16 protein-coding genes are annotated in these 21807 nt (G+C 39.8%); 5 read left to right on the top strand and 11 right to left on the bottom strand.

The annotated features are described in order from the left end of the window. Nucleotides 1–240 precede the first annotated feature (240 nt). From ACTB00_RS16320 to ACTB00_RS16330, 3 genes are read left to right on the top strand one after another with little or no spacing between them, the layout of a single operon-like run. Nucleotides 241–873, top strand: a complete 633-nt coding sequence (locus tag ACTB00_RS16320) for a hypothetical protein (RefSeq protein WP_463300976.1) — start codon at nt 241–243, stop codon at nt 871–873. 7 nt (nt 874–880) lie between these two features. Then, entirely contained in the window at nt 881–2827 is a 1947-nt protein-coding gene (locus ACTB00_RS16325; protein WP_463300977.1) for a thiol protease/hemagglutinin PrtT, read from the top strand. Nucleotides 2828–2829: 2 nt separating this feature from the next. After that, complete coding sequence (locus tag ACTB00_RS16330) at nt 2830–3300, top strand: hypothetical protein (protein ID WP_463300978.1); 471 nt, start codon at nt 2830–2832, stop codon at nt 3298–3300. A gap of 280 nt (nt 3301–3580) precedes the next feature. Here the strand turns inward: ACTB00_RS16330 and trxA are convergent, their stop codons facing one another. The 3 genes from trxA to ACTB00_RS16345 all read right to left on the bottom strand — a co-directional run bounded on the left by trxA (nt 3581) and on the right by ACTB00_RS16345 (nt 4837). Continuing rightward, nucleotides 3581–3886, bottom strand: a complete 306-nt coding sequence (gene trxA, locus ACTB00_RS16335) for a thioredoxin (RefSeq protein ID WP_463300979.1) — start codon at nt 3884–3886, stop codon at nt 3581–3583. Continuing rightward, nucleotides 3873–4100 carry a DUF6132 family protein gene (locus ACTB00_RS16340; protein ID WP_463300980.1) on the bottom strand — a complete coding sequence of 76 codons (228 nt, stop codon included), beginning with the start codon at nt 4098–4100 and terminating at the stop codon, nt 3873–3875. The genes trxA and ACTB00_RS16340 overlap by 14 nt, the downstream gene beginning before the upstream one ends. An 83-nt stretch (nt 4101–4183) precedes the next feature. Beyond that, the gene (locus ACTB00_RS16345) at nt 4184–4837 is read right to left on the bottom strand and encodes a Crp/Fnr family transcriptional regulator (protein WP_463300981.1); all 654 of its coding nucleotides are present in this window, start codon (nt 4835–4837) and stop codon (nt 4184–4186) included. 150 nt (nt 4838–4987) lie between these two features. Here ACTB00_RS16345 and ACTB00_RS16350 point away from each other — a divergent pair, with 150 nt between their 5' ends. Then, a complete protein-coding gene (locus tag ACTB00_RS16350; protein WP_463300982.1) occupies nt 4988–6241 on the top strand; it encodes a metallophosphoesterase in 1254 nt (417 codons plus the stop codon). On the opposite strand, the gene ACTB00_RS16355 is transcribed toward ACTB00_RS16350, so the two are convergent. Next, nucleotides 6219–6893 carry a VOC family protein gene (locus ACTB00_RS16355; RefSeq protein WP_463300983.1) on the bottom strand — a complete coding sequence of 225 codons (675 nt, stop codon included), beginning with the start codon at nt 6891–6893 and terminating at the stop codon, nt 6219–6221. The genes ACTB00_RS16350 and ACTB00_RS16355 overlap by 23 nt on opposite strands. Before the next feature lie 152 nt (nt 6894–7045). Next, nucleotides 7046–7645, bottom strand: coding sequence for a superoxide dismutase (locus ACTB00_RS16360; protein WP_463300984.1), 600 nt, complete (start codon nt 7643–7645; stop codon nt 7046–7048). A 196-nt stretch (nt 7646–7841) separates the two neighbouring features. On the opposite strand from ACTB00_RS16360, the gene ACTB00_RS16365 reads away from it, so the two are divergent. Further along, nucleotides 7842–9140 carry an MATE family efflux transporter gene (locus ACTB00_RS16365; protein ID WP_463300985.1) on the top strand — a complete coding sequence of 433 codons (1299 nt, stop codon included), beginning with the start codon at nt 7842–7844 and terminating at the stop codon, nt 9138–9140. A 15-nt stretch (nt 9141–9155) separates the two neighbouring features. On the opposite strand, the gene ACTB00_RS16370 is transcribed toward ACTB00_RS16365, so the two are convergent. From ACTB00_RS16370 to ACTB00_RS16395, 6 genes are all read right to left on the bottom strand, one after another. Further along, nucleotides 9156–10820 carry a uridine kinase family protein gene (locus tag ACTB00_RS16370; protein ID WP_463300986.1) on the bottom strand — a complete coding sequence of 555 codons (1665 nt, stop codon included), beginning with the start codon at nt 10818–10820 and terminating at the stop codon, nt 9156–9158. 87 nt (nt 10821–10907) lie between these two features. Continuing rightward, on the bottom strand, nt 10908–13781 hold the full coding sequence (uvrA, locus tag ACTB00_RS16375) for an excinuclease ABC subunit UvrA (RefSeq protein ID WP_463300987.1): 2874 nt from the start codon (nt 13779–13781) through the stop codon (nt 10908–10910). Beyond that, nucleotides 13768–14718, bottom strand: coding sequence for a lytic transglycosylase domain-containing protein (locus ACTB00_RS16380; RefSeq protein ID WP_463300988.1), 951 nt, complete (start codon nt 14716–14718; stop codon nt 13768–13770). The genes uvrA and ACTB00_RS16380 overlap by 14 nt, the downstream gene beginning before the upstream one ends. Before the next feature lie 285 nt (nt 14719–15003). Further along, on the bottom strand, nt 15004–16845 hold the full coding sequence (locus ACTB00_RS16385; RefSeq protein ID WP_463300989.1) for an OmpA family protein: 1842 nt from the start codon (nt 16843–16845) through the stop codon (nt 15004–15006). A 21-nt stretch (nt 16846–16866) separates the two neighbouring features. Beyond that, on the bottom strand, nt 16867–17814 hold the full coding sequence (locus ACTB00_RS16390; RefSeq protein ID WP_463300990.1) for a PorP/SprF family type IX secretion system membrane protein: 948 nt from the start codon (nt 17812–17814) through the stop codon (nt 16867–16869). Nucleotides 17815–17825: 11 nt separating this feature from the next. Further along, on the bottom strand, nt 17826–21807 hold a 3982-nt coding region (locus ACTB00_RS16395; protein ID WP_463300991.1), incomplete at its 5' end, for an Ig-like domain-containing protein.

Here is a 21807-nt window from a genome sequence, read left to right on the forward strand (position 1 = left end):
CTTTACTTGTTTTTGCGCAAACATATTTATGCAGTAAAGATAACAATCCTAATCTCTTTTTTTGAGACTATAATCTCATTTACCAAAGAAACACCCAGCGACGCATATATATGACATAATAAAATTCTATGAATATTAAAATCACATCGAAATATTAGATATGTTAAAACTAACAATTGAGGATTACTTCTTATTTCTATCCAGAATAAAGAGTACATAATAATCCTAAAATTTTATCGTATGAAAATTAAATTGTTATCCTTAGTTATTTTATTGTTTGTTTTTTCTCAACAAGTATTTTGTCAATGGACGGACAGTGGAAGCTCCATCTATACCTATGACAGAGTTGGAATAGGTACCAATTCACCCCAATCAACTCTTTCAGTTGTTGGAACTGCGAGATTCGATCTATCGAATCAGGTACGTTTTAAAATTACTGACTGGACCTTAGCAGGCCCAAATAGCCTTACTATTTCTACTGCAAACTTTGCCGAAACAGAACATACCCCATTGACACTTGCCGCATCATTATTCTATTTCCATAGCGGAGATGTCGGAATTGGAACAAATGACACTAAAGGTTACAAACTTGCTGTTGCTGGGAGTATGGTTGCAGAAGAGGTAAATGTAAAACTGCAAAGCAATTGGCCTGACTTTGTGTTCAACGACAATCACAATCTGATGTCCTTAACAGAACTGGATAGTTTTATAAAAACAAACAACCACCTCCCCGACATCCCCTCTGAAACAGAAGTTAAAGAAAACGGCCTCAACCTAGCCGATATGAATGCCAAACTTTTACAAAAAGTGGAAGAACTCACCCTTTATGTTATTGAGCAGCAAAAGCAGATTGATGAATTGAAAAGTAAATAATGGCATAATGAGAAGAATATACATTTGTTTAATATTTCTCATCGGTTTTGGCCTCTACTCTGTTGCTAGTGATGTTAATAAACAAACGGCACAGGTAGTTGCACAAGGCTTTATGAAATCTTCGAACCCTACCTTTTCTACCTCTATCATGGATTCTTATGAAGTAAAAGATAATGGAGACATTATGTTTTATATTATCAATTTTACAGAAGGTGGATGGGCTATTATATCAGGGACAGAGTCTACAATTCCTGTTTTGGGTTTTTCTTATGAAGGATCTATTAGTGAATCATCTCAATTCACTGAGTCATTTGAATATTTGCTAAATGGATATAAAAATCAAATTAAGAAAGCTAAAAAAATTACTACCCCTAGTGAAAAGGCGAAAAGTAAATGGAATGAGCTATTAAAAGGAGCAAAATTAAGCCTAAAATCCTACTCTCCAGGCACATATTTATTAAACACAACAAGAGGTCATGTAAAATGGTTCCAAGAAGAAAACAATGATGGGGGCTGTTCCCCAACATACAATAAATTCTCGCTTTCGGGAGATATCGATGATACTGACTGTGATGATAAGAAACCAGTAGGATGTGCTGCGGTTGCAATGGGCCAAATCATGTGGTATTGGCAGTATCCAAACTTTTCGGAATATAACACGTATGATTGGAAAATTATGCCACCAGAACTTAGAAATTCGACAGATATTGATTCAGGTGATGAAGTAGCAAAGCTTTTGAGAGATTGCGGCAAGGCTGCAAAGATGAATTATACATCTATTCTAACTGATTTCTCCTGGGCAACAACAAATAATGTTAATGACGGTTTTCATGATTATCTAGGTTATAAAGGTACCGCGAAGATAGTACGGACACACTACCCTTACGGGAATGTTTGGAATGATCTAATTAGAGCTGAAATAGATGCAGGACGGCCAGTTCTAATTCGAGGTGATAAATCAGACTTAAATGATGAGAAACATATGTTTGTTTGTGATGGATATCATCCAACATATGCAGATTACTTTCATTTTAATTTTGGATGGGGTTATCCTGGAAATTCCTATAATACTTCTTATCAATATTTTAATGATTTAAATCCAGGTAATCACGAATACAATGAAAATCAACAAGCAATCATAGGAATTTCCCCTTCTCTTTCCAATATTGCGTCAAGTGTAAATGATGTTACTTACAACTCCGTTTCTGACACAAGAAATATTGAAGCTAGGAGTTCAGTTTCGTTGCCTGCCAATGGAAAGTCCCTTAACGTAACTAACAGCGGAAGCCTTAATCTTTTTGCAGGAGATGCTATTGTGTTAAAACCAGGCTTCAGTATACAAAATGGAGGAAACTTTAAAGCAATGACTACCCAAAATGATTTTAGTGATGATTGCGGAATTTCTATTGATGATGCAAATTATTCTAATGGCATTCTTAGTTTCGAGCCCCACAATGCAAACACATTTGAATTTGAGGTTTACACTGCGGCGGCTCAATTGGTTTTTCAGAGTGCTGGCACAATTGATCAAACCCCTTTAGATGTCTGGGATGGAACAGGAGCATACGTCGCTGGTTACTACATTGCTAAGATCACCTTTAGGAATAATTGCGGTGAGCTATTAAGCGACTCCTATAACATATTCTCAGCAGGTAAAAAGTCAATATCAATTTCACAGGGAGTGTTAACAGACACCGAGGAATTTGAGCTTGATGAAGAATGTGTTTTCGATGTGTATCCCAACCCCAGCGAAGGATGTTTCTCTATTCGAACAAATTATCAAAATACTTGGAAAATTGAAATTTATGATACTGGAGGGCACAAGGTTTACAATAAAAATAATCTTTCTTCGTTAAATGAAGAATTCAATACGATTAAATTAGCTGCAGGAATTTACTATATCAAAGTAACAACAAAAGAAAAAATCTTTTCGGAGAAACTCGTTATTCAATAAATATGAAAAATAAAATTCGGATCTCATCAGTCATCTTTTTATTATTTACCATGCAATCCTGCTGGTGGTCTGGTAGTGAAGATGATACAATATGGGTATACAAAACGAAGGAGGATTATTCGGACAAAGTTACCATAGAGCTTTCCAAAGATAAAACGCGGATCACGTCTTTTTATGGGCCACCTGATGTTCAACTTAGGTGGCCCGAGAAACTGGCCGATGGTTATTATTTAAACGGGACGTTGGGGGTTAATTCAGCGATCCTGTCTGTTACCAAAGAGGAATATATGAAACAGAAGCTTCCTTTTAGTATCGACAGCATGTTTAGCTTAATAATTGACAAAGACCCTTTTCTTGAGTTTTATCAATACCAGGGAAATGAATTTGTCATAGAAGGAGGGTTTGACACAGTCCGGATTAACACGCTAATCAAAAACAAAGAACTGACAAGGTATTTTCACCGGATAAAATAATTACACGTCACCTCTGCCATTGCACAAAATGCACCTAAGTTTCCTCTATAGAACGAAGGAAGTTTGGCTTTTTACAGCGAAACAAGATTAAAATAAAAACAGGAACTTTGGATTGTTCCTGTTTTTTTCTTCCCTCTTTTTGTATAGTTCTCAGCTTCGGCTTTCCCCAAAAAGCCTGTGAAAAAACGCCTGTCACCCTGAATTTGGTTCAGGGCCTACTCGTGTTACCTTTTCCTTATTTTATTAAGATCCTGAAACGAGTTATGGATGACTTGAGATGCTAAATTACCTTTACAACTGACCGAATGACCGATGACAACTGATCAGCCTGCATGACTCCACTCCCCGTCCATTTTTGCTGTCCGTTTTGAAAAATCATCATGGTGGGAACGTTGCGTATTTGGTACTTCATCGCAATTTCCTGATTCCGATCCACATCAATTTTAAGAATCCGAACCTGGTTACCCAGTTGTTCTTTTACCTGTTTCAAAATGGGAGCCATCATTTTGCAAGGGCCGCACCATTCAGCTGAAAAATCAATCAAAACAGGTGTTTCTCCTTGAATAATTTGATTAAACTTCTCCATGTTCTTCTGATTTTTTCGGTTTCTTTTTCAAGTCACTAACCAAATAGCCCATCAGTCCGCCATACAAGGAACTAGTATGCCAATTCGATTGAATCGGACACGTTCCCGATGTGCAACCAATATAATACCAATACAGGTATCCGGCTATACCACCAATAAAAACGCCAACTAATCGCCACTTATATTTCAGAATAAACTCTTTCACTTTTTCCATAGTACAAAAAAACAATTCAGAATAGTTTTTCCAAGTGACCCAGGTCACACAGCTTCAATTTTAAATACAACTTTAGTTAGATTTTATGAATTGAGGGAGCTCAAATTGGAAAAGTCCACTTTATTGCGACTAAGTTTCACCATGCCATTTTGCTCCATTTTTTTAAGCAGGCGCGAAATGACTTCGCGTGAAGTGTTCAATTGATAGGCAATATCCTGATGTTTGCCATGAAACAGCTTTTCTCCTGTCGCTTGAAATCGTGCTTTAAAAAAACGTTCCAAACGCTGATCCAAATCCATAAAAGCAATGGCATCGATGGTATCGAGCAATTCATCGAACCGCTTGCGGTAGGCGTACATCATGTATGATTTCCACTCCGGATAATGAATCATCCATTCATCCAACAGCTCAACCGGAATGCGAACAATCAAACTATCCTGCTCGGCCAATGCGCTGATATTACTTTGCTGCTGCCCCATGCAGCAGGTTAATGCCATACTGCAAGCCTCTCCCGGGTTTAAAAAATAGAGTAGTAACTCACGAGCTTCATCATCGTGGCGAATAACCCGCAGACTCCCTTCTAAAACCAAAGGGAACGATTTTATGAACTGACCTTCCCGAATCAGCTGTTCACCGATTTTGATTTCCTGAACAAATCCTTTTTGCTCAATTTCGCCCAACAATTCGTTGGAAAAAAAGGGGAAACGTTCATTTAATATGCTGCGAAGTTCTAACATGATAGTCTTCAAAAATAGCAAGAAAGTCGCATTTGCAGCAACGAATCACACAAAATCATCGGAACTCCGGCTCTCTATTCAACGGACGAAAACCTTAATCGGGCGCAAAGTGTTTGTATAAAGAGCGCTTAAAATTGAAAACAGAAAACAATGATTAGTAAACAACTCTTATTTTTCGGACTGTTTGTTCTTGCAGTCGAATATTATGCTTTTACAGCCATTAAAACCGTTCTGAAAAACACATCAGGATCTTGGGCCTGGGTACTTTTCGGATTTTACTTTGTACTTGCTTTAGGAGCAGTGTGGAGTTTGTATGCGTTTCCACACTGGGCTAAAACAAGTTGGCCTTCAACAAGCATGAAATATGTCGTAAACATTTTTATTGGTGTTTTCTTAGGCCAGGTACTGATGGCTGTCATCATGTTTCTGGGCGACATTCTGATTGCTGTCCCAAACCTGTTTAAGTACCTGACTTCGTTTCGGTCGGCATCACCGGAAGCAACAAGTGGTGAGCGATTCATCAGCCGATTTACATTCATTGCTCAAACAGCTCTGCTCCTTGGAGGAGCACTTACCGCAGGATTGGCGTATGGCATGACAAACCGTTACAGCTATAAAATCAGACGAAAAAACGTTTCCATCGATAATTTACCTGAATCATTAAAAGGGTTGAAAATTGCGCAGATTTCGGACATTCATTCAGGCAGTTTCGATGATCCGGAGGCTGTAGCCGAAGGAGTAGCAACCATTATGCGTGAAAAACCTGACCTGATTTTATTTACCGGCGATTTGGTGAATGATAAAGCAGAGGAAATAAAACCTTACCTCGACATCTTTAAAAAACTTGAAGCCCCAATGGGTGTCTATTCGATTTTGGGAAACCACGATTACGGTGATTACCATAAATGGCCATCAGAAGAAGCGAAGCAAGAAAACCTAAAACAATTGAAACAGCACCATGCCGAAATGGGATGGCGGCTTTTACTTGATGAGCATTTGATTTTAACTAAAGGAGACCAAAAACTGGCATTAATTGGGGTAGAAAATTGGGGAGCCAAGGGTTTTACGCAATATGGCGATTTAGATCGTGCCATGCAGGGACTGGAAGAATCTGAAGTTCAATTGAAGATTCTCATGAGTCATGATCCATCGCACTGGGAGGCGCAGGTTCGAGAAAAATACCGAGACATTAATCTGACCTTGAGTGGACACACGCACGGCATGCAGTTTGGGATCGAAATCCCCGGATTGAAATGGAGCCCGGTTCAATACATGTACAAGCAATGGGCAGGTTTATACCAGCAAGAGAATCAATATCTGTACGTTAACCGCGGATTTGGCTTCATTGGCTATCAGGGGCGTTTGGGAATATTACCCGAAATTACGATACTGGAATTGGCTTAACCTCTTCGTTCAAAAACTGAAACGCAATCGATTCACCATCGTTTTCAAACTTAATTTCGAACGCTGAAGAAAAAGCATCATCGTCGGTAGGAAACCATTTCTTTGTGTTTTTATCGATCAGAATAAACAAGCCATTTTCGTCTCCCACTGCGCAAAATCGGTTAAAATCACCATCATAAATTGGGAAATTTCCTAGCTGCTGAATTTGTCGGTAACACTTTTCAATATTCGATGTTGGCATTCCAACTTCGCTGATACTCAAAAAAGCATGATGGTCAAAAGTATCGAGACTTTGGATGCTTAAACTTTTACGCGCAATCAGTTCAATGATATTTTGGTCGGCATCGTAAAAGTAGATAGCTCGGGCGTTCCAATTGACAAAATCAACCAGCCCCTTTCCCTCATGCTTTATTACCGGAATTCGCTTTCGCAACCAAGCCAACGCTTCCGGATCTTGATACGATGGAATATTGATTGCAATATGGTAAGGAGTAACGTTCTCGCGGTATTTTAATATCAGAATTGAAGTTCCCACCGCCAATGAAAAAGAGGTACCGCTTTCGTTGAGCAGCGGTAATTTTAGAGTCTCGCAATAAAACTCTTTTTGGGTCTGTAATTGAGAAGTGTAAATAGTAAGCTCTTTAATATTCATAGTCAAAAGTTTAGAAGTAAGCTTTTTTGAAATCTATAATAAAAAACAGCTGAAGTATTCAGAAGTTCGCCTCTTAATATTATGTTTTACAGATAAAAAAAGGCAATAAAAACCCCGAAGCCTCTGCTTCGGGGAAAAAAACCAAAAATCAACTAACCTTTAAACCGTTTGGCTACTTCATCCCAATTAATGACTTTCCAAAAAGCATCAATGTAATCGGGTCGTTTGTTCTGATACTTTAAATAATAAGCATGTTCCCAAACGTCAATTCCAAGAATTGGAGTCCCTTTTACATCAGCGACATCCATTAACGGATTATCCTGATTGGGTGTTGATGAAACAACCAAACTATCACCCTGCTTTACCAACCAAGCCCAACCTGAACCAAATCGGGTTGCAGCTGCATTGGCAAAAGCTTCTTTAAATTTATCAACAGACCCTAACGAGTCGTTTATAGCTTTTAATAAATCTCCTTCTGGCTGGGAAGCACCACCGGGTGCCATAATTTCCCAATATAAATTGTGGTTGTAAAAACCACCACCGTTATTTCTAACTGCTGTAGAATGGTTAGACACGTTGGCTAACAATTCTTCTATCGATTTTCCTTCGAGCCCCGAACCTTCAATAGCACCGTTTAACTTGCTGGTGTATGCTGCATGATGCTTGCTATGGTGAATCTCCATAGTCTGTGCATCAATGTATGGTTCTAAAGCGTCGTATGCGTAACTTAATTTTGGTAATTCAAATGACATAATCTGTTATCGTTTTATATGATTTTAAGATTCGTTTATCTTTAATACAAATCTAAGGGCAAAATTGTTTCAATCCAAATCGTATTAATTCATTTTTTATTGATTTTATTGATTGCTAATAGGAGTAATCAATAGCTTTAAGGCACGCTGGTTCGGCATTCAGTGATTATTTTAGTTTCTTTGCGAAAAAAATACCGTGAATCGAGAAATACTCCGTTTAGCCATTCCCAATATTATCAGCAATGTGACCATTCCCTTATTAGGATTGGTGGATATCGCATTAATGGGGCATTTGGATTCAGCGGTTTTTATTGGGGCTGTATCACTCGGAACGGTCATTTTCAATTTTATTTACTGGGGCTTTAGCTTCCTGCGAATGGGAACCAGCGGATTTACGGCTCAAGCTTACGGCGAAAAAAATGAAGGAGAGAGTTTTCATATTCTTTCGCGAGCCATGCTAATTTCCACCTTGATTAGTGTTGTCATCATCGTACTGCAATTTCCCATTGAATGGATCAGTTTTAAATTGATTAACGGAAGTCAGGAGGTAGAATCGCTGGCTCGTGAATATTTCAGAATTCGGATTTGGGCTGCACCTGCCACACTCGGCCTTTACGTTCTAAATGGTTGGTTTTTGGGAATGCAGAATGCGAAATTCCCCATGATTACGTCAATTGCTGCAAACGTTTTCAACATCGGATTAAGCTTTTTCTTTGTGAAATCGTTGCACATGAATTCGGCAGGAGTAGCACTGGGAACTGTTCTAGCTCAATATCTTGGAGTTGTTGTTGGACTGATATTTCTTTTCAAGAGCTACCGACATCTCACGATTCACTGGAACTGGCAATCCATCATCAATCCGACTAACTTAAAAAGTTTCTTCCAGGTAAACACCGATATTTTTATCCGTACTTTTTGTGTCATTTTTGTATTTACCTTTTTTACTTCGAAATCAGCCGGAATCAACGACCACATCCTGGCTGTCAATTCCATTCTGATTCAATTTTTATTGTTCTTCGCCTTTTTTATTGATGGCTTTGCCTATGCCGGCGAAGCAATTACCGGACGTTTTGTTGGTGAAAAAAACCGAAGCCAGTTTCTTAAAGTTACCCGTTTGCTTTTTTATTGGGGAAGTATATTAGCACTTGCTTTTGGAGTATTTTACTTGTTTGCCAACCGAATCGTCTTAAGCGTGCTCACCAATCAACAGAGTATCATTGAAACAGCATTGAATTTCAAATTATGGGTGGTCATCACTCCTATCGTTTCTTTCGCCTCCTTTATTTGGGATGGCGTTTACATTGGAGCCACGGCTTCGAAAGAAATGCGAAACAGCATGATTGGAGCAAGTATATTGGTGTTTCTTCCCTCCTACTTCCTGCTACAGCCAATCATCGGGAACCATGCTCTTTGGCTGGCCATGATGCTGTTTATGCTGAGTCGTGGAGTGATTCAAACGTTCTTGTTTCCACGAATTATCAGTCGTAATTTCTAGTTGCCACTTATTCATTTAGTACAGAAAGCTACTGCCTCCTAAAAATTCCCGAATAAGCGAAGTTGGCGGAATCTCAAGATCATCGATACTTTTGATGTAGCTGAAAAATTTCAATAATCGATTGGCCTCGCAATATTCAACTTGATTTTCCGGTACATTTTTCAAGAGCGGTTCTGCATACTTTTTCAAAACAGCCAACTCATATACCAAGGCCGAATTAAACATTACATCAGCATTGCCCTGATACGGGAAAATATTTTTCTCTTCGCCTTGTTTAACACTCGGCCAGCGTTTTATGGTTTCTGCTGCCGAATAGCCGCGATATAAACTGTCCCGGATCATTCTTCGAATTAAGCGATTGTCGGTTGTTGAAATGTGATTATGATCGTCAAATGAAACCTGGGTCAGCGCTGACAAGAAGATTTTAAAGCTTTGTTTTGGGACGATATGTGGAGTAAGTCCGGGATTGTTACCGTGAATTCCTTCAACAATCAGCAGGTGACCTTCTCCCAATTTCAGTTTTTTACCCGCCTTAACCCGTTTGCCAATTGCAAAATTGAATTTCGGTAAATCCACTTCCTCTCCATTAAAAAGCTGCACCAGCTGCTTATTGAAAAAACCGATATCAATCGCTTCCAGTGATTCAAAATCATATTCACCATGCTCATCCAAAGGTGTTTTTTCCCGGTCAACAAAATAGTCATCCAACGAAATCATGTGCGGAACCAACCCATTAACAGCCAATTGAACAGCCAATCGTTTACTAAATGTTGTTTTACCGGAGGCTGACGGACCTGCAATAAGGATGATTTTCACCTCATCTCGCAAAGCGTCAACTTGGTTCGCAATTTCCGCAATCTGTTTTTCATGTAAAGCCTCCGAAATTTTAATAATGTCTCCGCTTTTCCCCATTGCGGTGTACTCATTCAATTTTCCCAAATCGGGAACATCTAAAATACTGACTCGCCTTTTATGCTCTTTAAAAACATCGAAGAGTTTATCCTGCTTGACGACCGGATAGAGATTGTCGAAATCATCGGGCTGTGGAATTTGAACCAAAAGACCGTCAAAATAAGGAACTAATCCGAAATTAGTTAAATAACCGGTTGACGGCACATGATGCCCGTAAAAATAATTGGCATAGCCATTGATGAAGTACAAATAAGAAAACAGTGTACCCTGTTGCTCAAACAAACGAGCTTTTTCCTCCATTCCCTGTTGTATAAGAATATCGACCGCTTCGTTCGTTGGGATTCCTTTTTTCTCGAACGGAATATTTTGCTTAACCCACTGATGCATTTCATTCTTCAACTCAAAAATATCAGAATCGGTAATTTGTCTTTCCAGCCCGACCAATTCACAATAATACCCTTGAGAAATGCCATTCATAATTTTCAACTTCACCTGTGGAAAAGTCTCCCGAACAGCCACATAAACCAGGAATAATAAAGATCGGGTATACAAGCGGCGTCCGTCCGGATGCGAATAATCGATAAAACGAATGCGCTTAGCTTTAACAACTGAAAAGGACAATTCCTTAACTTTGTGATTGACTAACGCTCCGCAAACGGGATTTTTAAGATCAATTTGCAGATCTTCTTTTATTTGATCGAGAGTAGTTCCTAATGGGTAAGCTTTTGTTACCTGATTATTCTCGCAATAGATTTCAACTGTTTTCATGATTATCAAAGTCAAAATCAATCGTTTGATCATTCACCAATAAAACAATTGATCTTGTAATTTCTTTAGCCTGCTATTTGAAATAAGTTATTCTGACGATAAAGCTAACTCTTTTTTCAGATACCTGGCAGTATGAGACTTTTTGATTTTTGCTACTTCCTCCGGAGTTCCCGCGCAAAGCAGCTTTCCGCCTCCCTTTCCACCTTCCGGCCCAAGATCAATGACGTGATCTGCAACTTTAATCACATCCAGGTTGTGCTCAATTACAATTACCGTATTACCACGATCGACAAGTTTATTGAGCACTTCCAGCAAAACACGAATATCTTCAAAATGTAACCCTGTTGTTGGCTCATCCAAAATATACAAGGTTTTGCCCGTGTCCTTTTTGGCAAGCTCAGATGCTAACTTTACCCGCTGCGATTCGCCGCCCGACAAGGTTGTAGACGATTGGCCCAATGTAATATACCCTAAGCCAACTTCCTGCAACATTTTCAATTTGTGAACAATAGAAGGGATGCTTTCAAAAAACTCAACCCCCTGATTGATGGTCATGTCGAGCACATCACCAATTGATTTTCCTTTGAAACGAACCTCAAGGGTTTCGCGGTTATAACGTTTACCGTTGCAGGTATCACAATGCACATAAACATCAGGCAGAAAATTCATCTCGATGAGTTTCAATCCACCCCCCTGGCAATCTTCGCAACGACCGCCTTTTACATTGAATGAAAACCGACCCGGTTTGTATCCTCTTATTTTCGCCTCTGGTAATTGGGCAAACAGTGCGCGGATATCAGAAAAAACGCCGGTATAAGTCACCGGATTTGACCGCGGAGTGCGCCCAAGTGGAGACTGATCGACCTGAACAACTTTATCAATATTATCCAGTCCTTCAATTTTTTTGTATTCCAACGGATCTTTAACCGATTTGTAAAAATACTGGCTTAAAATGGGTTGTAAGGTTCCGTTAATCAAGCTTGACTTACCGCTCCCTGACACCCCTGTCACACAAATCAGTTTTCCCAACGGAAAATCAGCATTGACTCCTTTTAAGTTATTCCCGCTACATCCTTTCAATTTAATTGACTTTCCATTTCCGGGTCTTCTAATTTCGGGAATTGCAATTTGATGTTCACCAGTCAGGTATTTTGAAGTAAGTGTATGCTGTTTCAGCATGAATTCCGGAGTTCCTGCTGCTACAACTTCGCCACCATGACGACCGGCATAAGGACCCATGTCCACAATATAATCCGCCGAAAGCATCATATCTTTATCGTGCTCGACCACAATGACCGAATTACCGGTATCGCGTAATTTTTGCAGGGAGTGTATGAGGCGAATATTGTCGCGATGATGCAAGCCAATACTTGGTTCATCCAAAATATAAAGCACATTAACCAATTGCGAGCCAATTTGTGTTGCGAGACGAATACGCTGCGATTCTCCTCCTGACAAGGTTCTCGACGTCCGATCAAGTGACAAATATTCCAAGCCTACATCAATTAAAAAACTAACCCGGTCACGAATTTCCTTAATAACTTCCGTTCCAATTTTACGTTGACGCTCAGTCAATCGATCTTCCAAATCAATCAGCCATTTGCTCAATTCAGAAACATCCATTTTGGCGACTTCCGAAATATTGAAATCATCAATCTTAAAGTGAAGCGACTCCTTTTTCAACCGTTGTCCGTTGCACTCGGGACAAGTCCGTTCTTTTACAAACTGGTTTGCCCATTTCTTCGCCTTTTTTGATGGATTTTCATCGCGCTGACTATCGATGTATTTAATCACCCCTTCGTAAGTCATCATGTAATTGACCGAACTTCCGAGAGGCGAATTTTTCAACTGAATGCGTTCATTCGTTCCATTCAGCACGACACTCAATCCATCTTCAGGAATATCCTTTATAGGTGTTTTTAAGTCGAATCCGTATTTTTCGCCTAAAGCTTCAATCTGCCAAAATATCAAGGTGTTTTTCTGAGTTCCAAGAGGTGCAATTCCACCTTTGGAAATGCTCTTTCCCGGATCCGGAATAATTTTTTCCAGATCAATTTCAGCGACCTGCCCCAGGCCATTGCATCTCGGGCAAGCTCCTTGTGGTGAGTTGAATGAAAAATTATGGGGTGCCGGCTCAGCATACGATATTCCGGTAGACGGACACATTAATTGCCGACTATAATACTTCATATTATCCGAATCGTGTTCCATAACCAAGGTAATCCCATGGCTCTGTTTCATAGCCGTTTGCAACGATTCTTTCAATCGCTTTAGACTTCCCGCTTCCACTTCCAAGCGATCGATCACAATTTCAATGAAGTGATTCTTATAACGATCCACTTTCATGTTAGGAACCAACTCCTTCACTTCTCCATCAATTCGGGCATATAAAAATCCCTTTCTCCGAAACTGCTCAAACAGCTCTCGATAATGACCTTTTCGGCCACGAACAATTGGAGCCATCACCAAAATACGTTGGTCTGCGAATTTTTCCTGAATCAGCTTTAAGATTTGATCATCGGTGTATTTCACCATCTTTTCTCCCGTCTCGTAGGAAAATGCCTCTCCTGCTCTGGCATAAAGCAATCGCAGAAAATCATAAATCTCAGTAACCGTTCCAACGGTTGATCGGGGATTTTTATTGGTGGTTTTTTGCTCGATGGAAATCACCGGGCTCAAACCCGTAATTTTATCGACATCCGGACGCTCCATATTTCCCAGAAAAGAGCGTGCATAAGCCGAAAACGTTTCAATATAACGACGTTGCCCTTCTGCATAAATTGTGTCGAATGCCAATGACGATTTTCCACTACCACTCAAGCCGGTAATTACCGTCAATTGGTTTCGTGGAATCTCCACATTTATATTTTGAAGATTATGCACCCGTGCACCGTGCACAACTACCTTTTCTTCATTTTCAATCAGCTCTTCATCAAGAACTGCTGTATCAGTTTTCTGCATTTTCTTGTTTTCTTAATAACCTAAACCCCTCTGCCGGAAGTTTAATCTCGTAAGTTTTACTCGCATTGTTCGTTAGGTAAGCTTCGCGCAACCACGGATTCAACATTTTCAGAATTTTGTAGTTGGTATTATGCTCCTGGGCAAAATCAGCAAAATTGGAAACCGGCTCCGAAATTTTTATCGTTTTGGTTTCCCACAAGGGGTAAAATTCATCTTCCGGAATATCAAACCCATACTTACGAGGATTCTCCATCACCAATTTGAGTGCCAAAATTCGGAAAACATATCGGCTGGTTTCTTCTCCCAATAGCAAGTCGTAATAATTGGTCTCTTGTTGCCGCTCAATTTGGGATGCAATAAAGTTTCGCCCGGCATTGTAGGTAGCTGCAACCATCGTCCAACTGCCATACTTTTCGTATGATTCATGCAGGTATGCACATGCCGCGTGAGTCGATTTTTCAATATTATAGCGCTCATCGATTTCGCCACTCACTTCCAAGCCATAATCGCGGGCAGTTCCTTTCATAAACTGCCAAAAACCAACTGCCCCTGCCGGTGAAACAGCACGTGGATCAAAACCACTCTCAGCCAGGGCCAGATATTTAAAATCAGAAGGGATACTGTCCTGTTTTAAAATTGGTTCGATGATGGCAAAGAAACGCGGAGCCATTTTTATAAAACGAAGTGTTTGAGAGTGAAAGTACGAATTGACCAACAACTCCCGATCAAGACTCTCAAAGACGTCGAAATATTCAAGTGGTACCTCCTCGCCGGCAAAAACTAATGAATCAGGCACTTCTACTGAAGTGTAAAAATGCCTTTTTACTAGCTCTGGAGCTTGTTCCGGATAAGCTGATGATTCCAAAAGCTGGTAACCACCAAGTACTAATGCAACTATAAATACGGTGTAAACTATTCGCCTCAAATTCCTCTTCATATTCCCTTATTCAAATTCATCAAACGGCAAAAATAAGTGTTTTGTATTTGGCTTTCAACTTAATTAATAATAAAAGCAAATCAACCCACTATTTGTTTACACTGAATTTATGAATGTCTTACTTGCACTTTCTTTTGCTTTATGACCTGAGATTAGTTTTCTCTTAAAAAAGTACACTTATTTTCTTCGGTAAATCATAAAACGAAAAAAAGCGGGCTGAAAGTTAATTCAGCCCGCTTTTTTCAACAACCAATATATTAGAACATGCTAAGAGAAAATCCTCGATTAGAAGTAGAAGATATTCCCCTTACTTCTTCGTGTAACTTTAGCTTTCAGGATTTCAACAACTGTACGACGGTTTTCGGCGTGTTCCGCTTCCGTGCAGCTTACCCCATCGTCACATTTATTCACTAACTGAGATTCACCAAATCCAACGTGTTCAACCCGGCTAGGATCAATTCCTCGTGATATCAGATAATCAAACGCTGATTTGGAACGTTTTCGGGACAGTTCCATGTTAAACTCATCTCCACCACGGGAGTCAGTATGCGACTCTAAACGAATTTGCAAGTCAGGATATTCTTCCAGTACGGAAACCAACTTATCCAGTTCCTGCGCCGCATCAGGACGAATATTCCATTTTGCCAAGTCGTAGTAGATGTTTTCAAGCTCGATTCGAGTTCCTGCATCCAGTGAGTACAATTGTACCAGGTAATCAATAAGTCCCGGTTTCATTCCAACAGTATTGAAATCGATATCAGTTCCAAAGAAATTATAAGCCGTTACATTCACTTTATAGTCTTTTTCTGGCTCAATATTATGCTTAAACTGACCTTGATAATCGGCATAAATCGTGTCAATGTCGGTACCGTCATTAATTGTTAACATCGCATCAGGAATTGGAATATTCCCCAGGATATCGACCACTTGCCCTTGAAATACAAATTCCGGATCCAGATAAACCTTGTAGTTCTTATCAACAAAATTTCCTTCATCGGTCAAATCCAAATCAACTACCTGATCCAGATAATTATCAATAGAAGCAATTAACGTATATTTTTTATCGACATCCAGTTTAACTAACATTTTACCATCGCTGTCCGACTGCCCGGTTGCGGCAACCTGTCCATCCCCGTCAATAATATTTACATTCGCACCAATTAAAGCACGTTTGGTATAATTTGAAAGCGTCATGATATTAAATCGGTAATCTTCCATTTTCAGATAATAAATATCATCATCGCCAACTCCACCCTCACGATTGGATGAAAAATAACCGGAACGTTGATTGGGGTGAATCACCAATCCAAAATCGTCAGCAGATGAATTTATATTATTTGTGAAGGTTGAACGTTGACTATACTGGGTAATTGGAAAGTCGATGTAAAACAGATCCAGGTTTCCCTCACCTGCATGACCATCCGATGAAAACACCAAGCTACCATCGCTATTCAAAAAAGGAAACATTTCTTTTCCTGCTGTATTTACCTTCGGCCCAAGATTAATTGGCTTTGACCAACCAGTATCCTGGCGAACGCAATAGTACAAATCAGTCATCCCCATTCCTCCGGGCATATCGCTTACAAAAATTAAGGTGTCACCTGATTCGCTAATGGTAGGATGTGCCACCGAGTATTCGCTGCTATTGTAGGGGAACTTTTCTTTAAACTGCCAGGTTAAAGCAGTCTTTTCGTAAATGACTATTCCCAAACGAATATTTTTCTTTTTGAAAACAATATTCAACTCCTGTGGGTTTTCCCAATTTGATTGGGTTAAAAACAGCTCTCCGGTTTTCTCGCAGAAGGTTAATGGTCCTTCATGATATTGCGAAATCATAGTTGTCAGTTTCCTTCGATCAGTAATAATATTACCCATCAGGTTCAAATCGGAAGAAAAAAGATCGTAAAAGGCTTTATTTTTCTTGTCTGACTTCTTCCCGGCTTCTTCGGTATAAGAAGAAAAGATTAACTCATCTTCAATAATTGCAGGCCCAAAATCGCTGTATGGTGTATTAACATTTTGCAATGTGTCAATTGACATATCAACATCGTCAAAAAGACTTTTTTGTGCATGCCCGCTAAACGCAATCAAGATGAATATAAATATCTGAATGTATCTTTTTTTCATATCATTAGGATTTTTCTATTGTTAGAAATAACGTGGTGATGTGTAACGGGTTTTCACAAAATTCAATTCATAGGATATCATAACCTCATGCGTTTCCTTACCATACGAACTAATATTCGTTGTATTGAAATCGATGGCGTAACCTAGTCGTAGTTTTCGGTTAATAATAAACTGAGTATTAAACCCAAATGCTCCCGCACTTCGGTACATCGCTCCAAGCCAAAACTTGTCGTTAAACAAAAAACTAGCATTTACATCAGCAACAATTGCTGTTCCAGCTACATATCTGGATGCAAATGATGGTTTAAATTTGACCATATCACTCATTTCGAAAACGTATCCTCCAATCAGGGTCATATGCCTCAATTCATAATTGGTATCATAATTTTCCACTCCTGTTTCAAAATCATTTTGTAGAATTTTGGGGATGGAAAAACCGAGATAAAAATTATCAGCATATAAGAATGCACCGACACCAAAATTAGGCATAAACTTTTTATCAATTACGCCTTCAAAAGCGGGATCTCCACCACCTCCGGGAAAATACAGCGTATAATCGTATAAGTTATTCTCGTAATTGGTAAAACCTGCCTTTAATCCCAGTCTCAAAGAAACTTCATCACTCATTTTTAACTTGAAAGAATAGTCTGTAAAAACAGCAAATCGTTTTTCAAATCCTAAATCATCACTCATGATTGATAAGCCTAAGCCTACATTTTTGCCTCTTAACGGAGCCTGAGCAGTAAACGTGTACGTGTGAGGTCCATCTTCAAAGCCGGTCCATTGCTGACGACCAAGAGTCATCAAACCAAGGCTTTCCCATGTTCCTGCATAAGCGGGGTTGTAGGCCTGAATATTAAACATGTATTGACTATACATTGGATCTTGCTGACCAAACGATGCAGTAACTGAAGATACTAACAACAGTAAGCTTAAAACGTATTTTGATATATTTTTCATCATCTTCATGTCAGTGCATTTTATCGGTTAATATAAACGATTCCTTTGTGTATGGTTGAACCATCCAATATCAAAACCACAAAATAAGTTCCCGAAGGTAAGATCTCAGAGTTTGAACTTCCTCCTACATTTGCACGTCCATCCCACCAAGCATCCGGATCGCCATATATAGGAATATTTCCGAAGTTTTCTTTTTCAAAGACTTTCGTACCCCACCTGTTATAGATTTCAATGTTTGCATTTGGATATTGGTAGATTCCTCTCACCCGGAAGTAATCATTAATACCATCACCGTTTGGAGAGAATCCGTTGGGGATTAATAAATCACAGGATTCTTCATCCAGATAATTCGGGATACCATTATAATTACAGTCATCGTTGGTTGGATCACCGTCGCCATTATCGTCTTCGTTCAACGAGGTTTCAATTCCATCATTATCGTCATCAGTGTCCCTCCAATCTGGTGTGCCATCACCATCACTATCCTGAAGAGGTACATTAGTTCCGACCGAATTGCCTGCATTCCCCGTACCGGCAACGTTGTCGTTAGAATCATCGAGTCCGTCGCCGTCTGAATCAGAATCTGTATAAGCAATATCCGGTTGACCATTTTTATCAGTATCCTGAGCTTCTACATAATCTGGCACATGGTCATTATCACTATCTTCATCCAAGTAATCCTTAATTCCATCGCCATCAGTATCTGTAAATCCAATTGGAGTTCCTCCGGTGTCTGGATCATAGGCATCATCCAATCCGTCTCCATCTGAATCAATTCCTGTTGGTGAAACCAAGCTGGTCAAATTATTTTGTCCTTCAAAATTGTCAACAATACCATCATTATCAGAATCAATATCCAAGTAATCGATAACACCATCATTATCGTTATCCGAAGAATTATTGACTTCATCTGATGTTAATATTCCATCGTTATCATCATCAATATCTCTCCAATCCGATAAAATATCATTATCAGAGTTAGGACTTGAAGTATTCGCTCCTATCACGTTTAACGGATCATTAAAATCATTTGTCGTATCATAGGCATCGTCCAGTCCATCACCATCACTGTCTGTCCCAGTTGGGCTTGTATCAGCAACTCCATCACCATCGGCATCATGTGCTTCAACACTATCCGGGATCGAATCATTGTCTGAATCTTCATCCAAATAATCCGGATCACCATCGTCATCGGAATCGATTGATGCGATAGGTGTTCCTCCGCTGTCTGGATCGTAGGCATCATCGATACCATCACCATCGGTATCTTGACCTGTTGGAGGAACGTAAGCTCCTTCCGGTTGGCTTTCCTGGTTATCGGTAATTCCATCGCCATCCGAATCAATATCCAGATAGTTAGCCAACCCGTCATTATCCGGATCATTGCTTTGTGCAACTTCTTCAGCATCGGTCAGCCCATCATTATCCGAATCAGTATCCCGGTAATCTGAAACCTGATCACCATCTGAATTGTCGGTCGGTGCGTTTGAGCCTGTTACGTTTGCTACCGGATCGTCGCCGATAGCAACTGTATCATAAGCGTCATCCAATCCATCACCATCACTATCTGTTCCTGCTGGCACTAGATCGGCAACACCGTCATGATTTGCATCATGCCCTTCAGTTGCATCATCGATTCCATCATTATCAGAATCCGTATCAACAAAGTCAGCGGAACCATCATCATCGGAATCAACAATCACAATTGGCGTACCGCCAGAATCATCATCATAGGCATCATCCCAACCATCGCCATCGCTGTCAGTTCCTATTGGAGCGATGTAATTATTTTCATCCTGACTTTCCTCATTATCGGTAATTCCATCGTTGTCCGAATCAATATCCAAGCTGTCAGGTATTCCGTCATTATCCGTATCTACCGTTTGGTCTCCTTCATCAACATCAAGGATACCATCATTATCATCATCGATATCGATAACATCGGCAGCTCCATCTTTATCTGTATCAAGGAAAATAACTACAGTTGCCTGATCACATAATGGAACCAGTGCGTTGTCGCATACCTCATAGGTAAACGAGTCTAATCCAAAATAGAATTCATCCGGTGTATAGATATAAGTTCCGTCAGAGTTTATAACCAAACTTCCATTAGTTACATCAACAACCGGAGTTGTATTCAAAACCAGCTCATCACCATCGGGATCGCTATCATTGTCCAACACATTTGCGGCTTCATCTTCACGGTTAAACCAATCATCAACTGCATTTGGTGCATGGTTAACTTCTGAAACGTTAACATACACTGTGGCGTTGTCGCAAGCCGAAGGATTTCCATCATCGCAAACTCGATAAGAAAACTGGTCTGGACCAATGTAATCGGCGTTTGGTGTATAAGTAAAGAACCCATCCGCATTTAAAGATACTGTTCCATGCAGTGCAGCATCCTTCAAACTATAGGTTGTATTATCGCCCTCAGGGTCAAAGTCGTTCGCCGAGACATCTCTTATTAATTTACTATTCACCTTTGTGAAGAATCCATCGTCAACAGCAACTGTGATATTATCATTCGCATTCGGATCTATAATGATAATGACATCTGCGGTATTACACATCGCAGGGCTAAGATCATCACACACCTCATAAGTAAAGTTAACTTGTCCGGTAAATCCATCTTCTGGAATATATTCAAATGAACCATCTACAAATACCTGAATTGTTCCAACTGCTGGCTGTGCTACTAACTCCCTATTAAATACCAATGGATTTCCATCCGGATCATAATCATTCTCCAGCATATTACCCGTCACAATCACATTTTCTTTAGTAACATAGGCATCTTCATTGGCAACCGGTGGTTGATTAGCAGTTGAATGATCGCTAATTACAGTAATATATACACTCGCCATGTCGGTTCCACCTTGCCCGTCGCTTAGCAGGTAAGTGAAAACATCTTCCCCAAGATAACCAGCGTTTGGTGTATAAGAATAAGTTCCATCTGTATTGAATACCAAGGTTCCGTTTGAAGGATCAGACTGCAACGTGGTTGACAATGAGTTTCCATCAATATCATAATCATTGGTCATTACTTTACCTGTTGTTTCCTGATTGACGAATGTGTTATTCAAATCATCAACTGCTACAGGTGGATCGTTTAAAGGTGTCACATTGATTGTAACAGTTGCCTCATCGCATTGACCATCGGCATCACATATCTGATAGGTAAATTGATCTGATCCATTATAGTTGGTACCTGGTGTATATTCTACTGTTCCATTTGAATTGACAACCACAACTCCATTCGTTGGATCTGAGGTGATTTCCAACGAACTATTCACCAAATTATCATCACAATCCAAATCGTTTGCTAATACTGAAATTGTAATTGGAGCATCTTCCGGAGTAGATCGGCTATCATTGATCGCCTGAGGTTCGGCGATCACGTTAATTGTTTGCGTACAAGTTTCTGTATTTCCACTATTATCAGTCACCGTCCATATTACAACCGTTTCTCCCGCAGGATAATTTCCACTTGCATTTGATGAACTGTTAAAGTCGTTTATTACTGAGGCGACTCCACAGTTATCTGAAACTGTTGGTGAAGGAACACTAACAATGCCCGTGCAAGTTCCGTTAGATTGAATAGTAGCTGTGACGTCTCCAGAACAAGTAATTGTTGGAGGAATGGTATCAACTACAGTGATTGTCACATCACATGTTGCTGTATTTCCTGCTTCATCTGAAACTGTTACTGTCACTGTTTGCGCTCCAAGAGTTGCACATGTGAATACCTCGGTGTCGAGAGAGATAGATATTTCCCCGTCAATGCCAGAGCAATTATCTTCCAGATCAGTAACAATTAATGCAATATCGTCCTCAGTAACTGAGTATTGATCACTTTCATCCAACTCAACTGTAATATCATTACAAGTAAAGGTTGGTGGAGTATTATCGACAACGGTTACATCAAAGAAACAGGTGTCGGCATTGCCTGCTCCATCCGTGAAAATATAACTTACGGTAGTCGTGCCTGCACTGAAAGTA

It is taken from the genome of Sunxiuqinia sp. (assembly GCF_055140945.1).

Coding starts and splice junctions, on each gene's coding strand:
- ACTB00_RS16355 (WP_463300983.1), bottom strand. CDS start 6,893: ATGAATATTAAAGAGCTTACTATTTACACTTCTCAATTACAGACCCAA.
- trxA (WP_463300979.1), bottom strand. CDS start 3,886: ATGGAGAAGTTTAATCAAATTATTCAAGGAGAAACACCTGTTTTGATT.
- ACTB00_RS16380 (WP_463300988.1), bottom strand. CDS start 14,718: ATGAAGAGGAATTTGAGGCGAATAGTTTACACCGTATTTATAGTTGCA.
- ACTB00_RS16340 (WP_463300980.1), bottom strand. CDS start 4,100: ATGGAAAAAGTGAAAGAGTTTATTCTGAAATATAAGTGGCGATTAGTT.
- ACTB00_RS16385 (WP_463300989.1), bottom strand. CDS start 16,845: ATGAAAAAAAGATACATTCAGATATTTATATTCATCTTGATTGCGTTT.
- ACTB00_RS16350 (WP_463300982.1), top strand. CDS start 4,988: ATGATTAGTAAACAACTCTTATTTTTCGGACTGTTTGTTCTTGCAGTC.
- ACTB00_RS16370 (WP_463300986.1), bottom strand. CDS start 10,820: ATGAAAACAGTTGAAATCTATTGCGAGAATAATCAGGTAACAAAAGCT.
- ACTB00_RS16390 (WP_463300990.1), bottom strand. CDS start 17,814: ATGAAGATGATGAAAAATATATCAAAATACGTTTTAAGCTTACTGTTG.
- ACTB00_RS16330 (WP_463300978.1), top strand. CDS start 2,830: ATGAAAAATAAAATTCGGATCTCATCAGTCATCTTTTTATTATTTACC.
- ACTB00_RS16345 (WP_463300981.1), bottom strand. CDS start 4,837: ATGTTAGAACTTCGCAGCATATTAAATGAACGTTTCCCCTTTTTTTCC.
- uvrA (WP_463300987.1), bottom strand. CDS start 13,781: ATGCAGAAAACTGATACAGCAGTTCTTGATGAAGAGCTGATTGAAAAT.
- ACTB00_RS16320 (WP_463300976.1), top strand. CDS start 241: ATGAAAATTAAATTGTTATCCTTAGTTATTTTATTGTTTGTTTTTTCT.
- ACTB00_RS16325 (WP_463300977.1), top strand. CDS start 881: ATGAGAAGAATATACATTTGTTTAATATTTCTCATCGGTTTTGGCCTC.
- ACTB00_RS16360 (WP_463300984.1), bottom strand. CDS start 7,645: ATGTCATTTGAATTACCAAAATTAAGTTACGCATACGACGCTTTAGAA.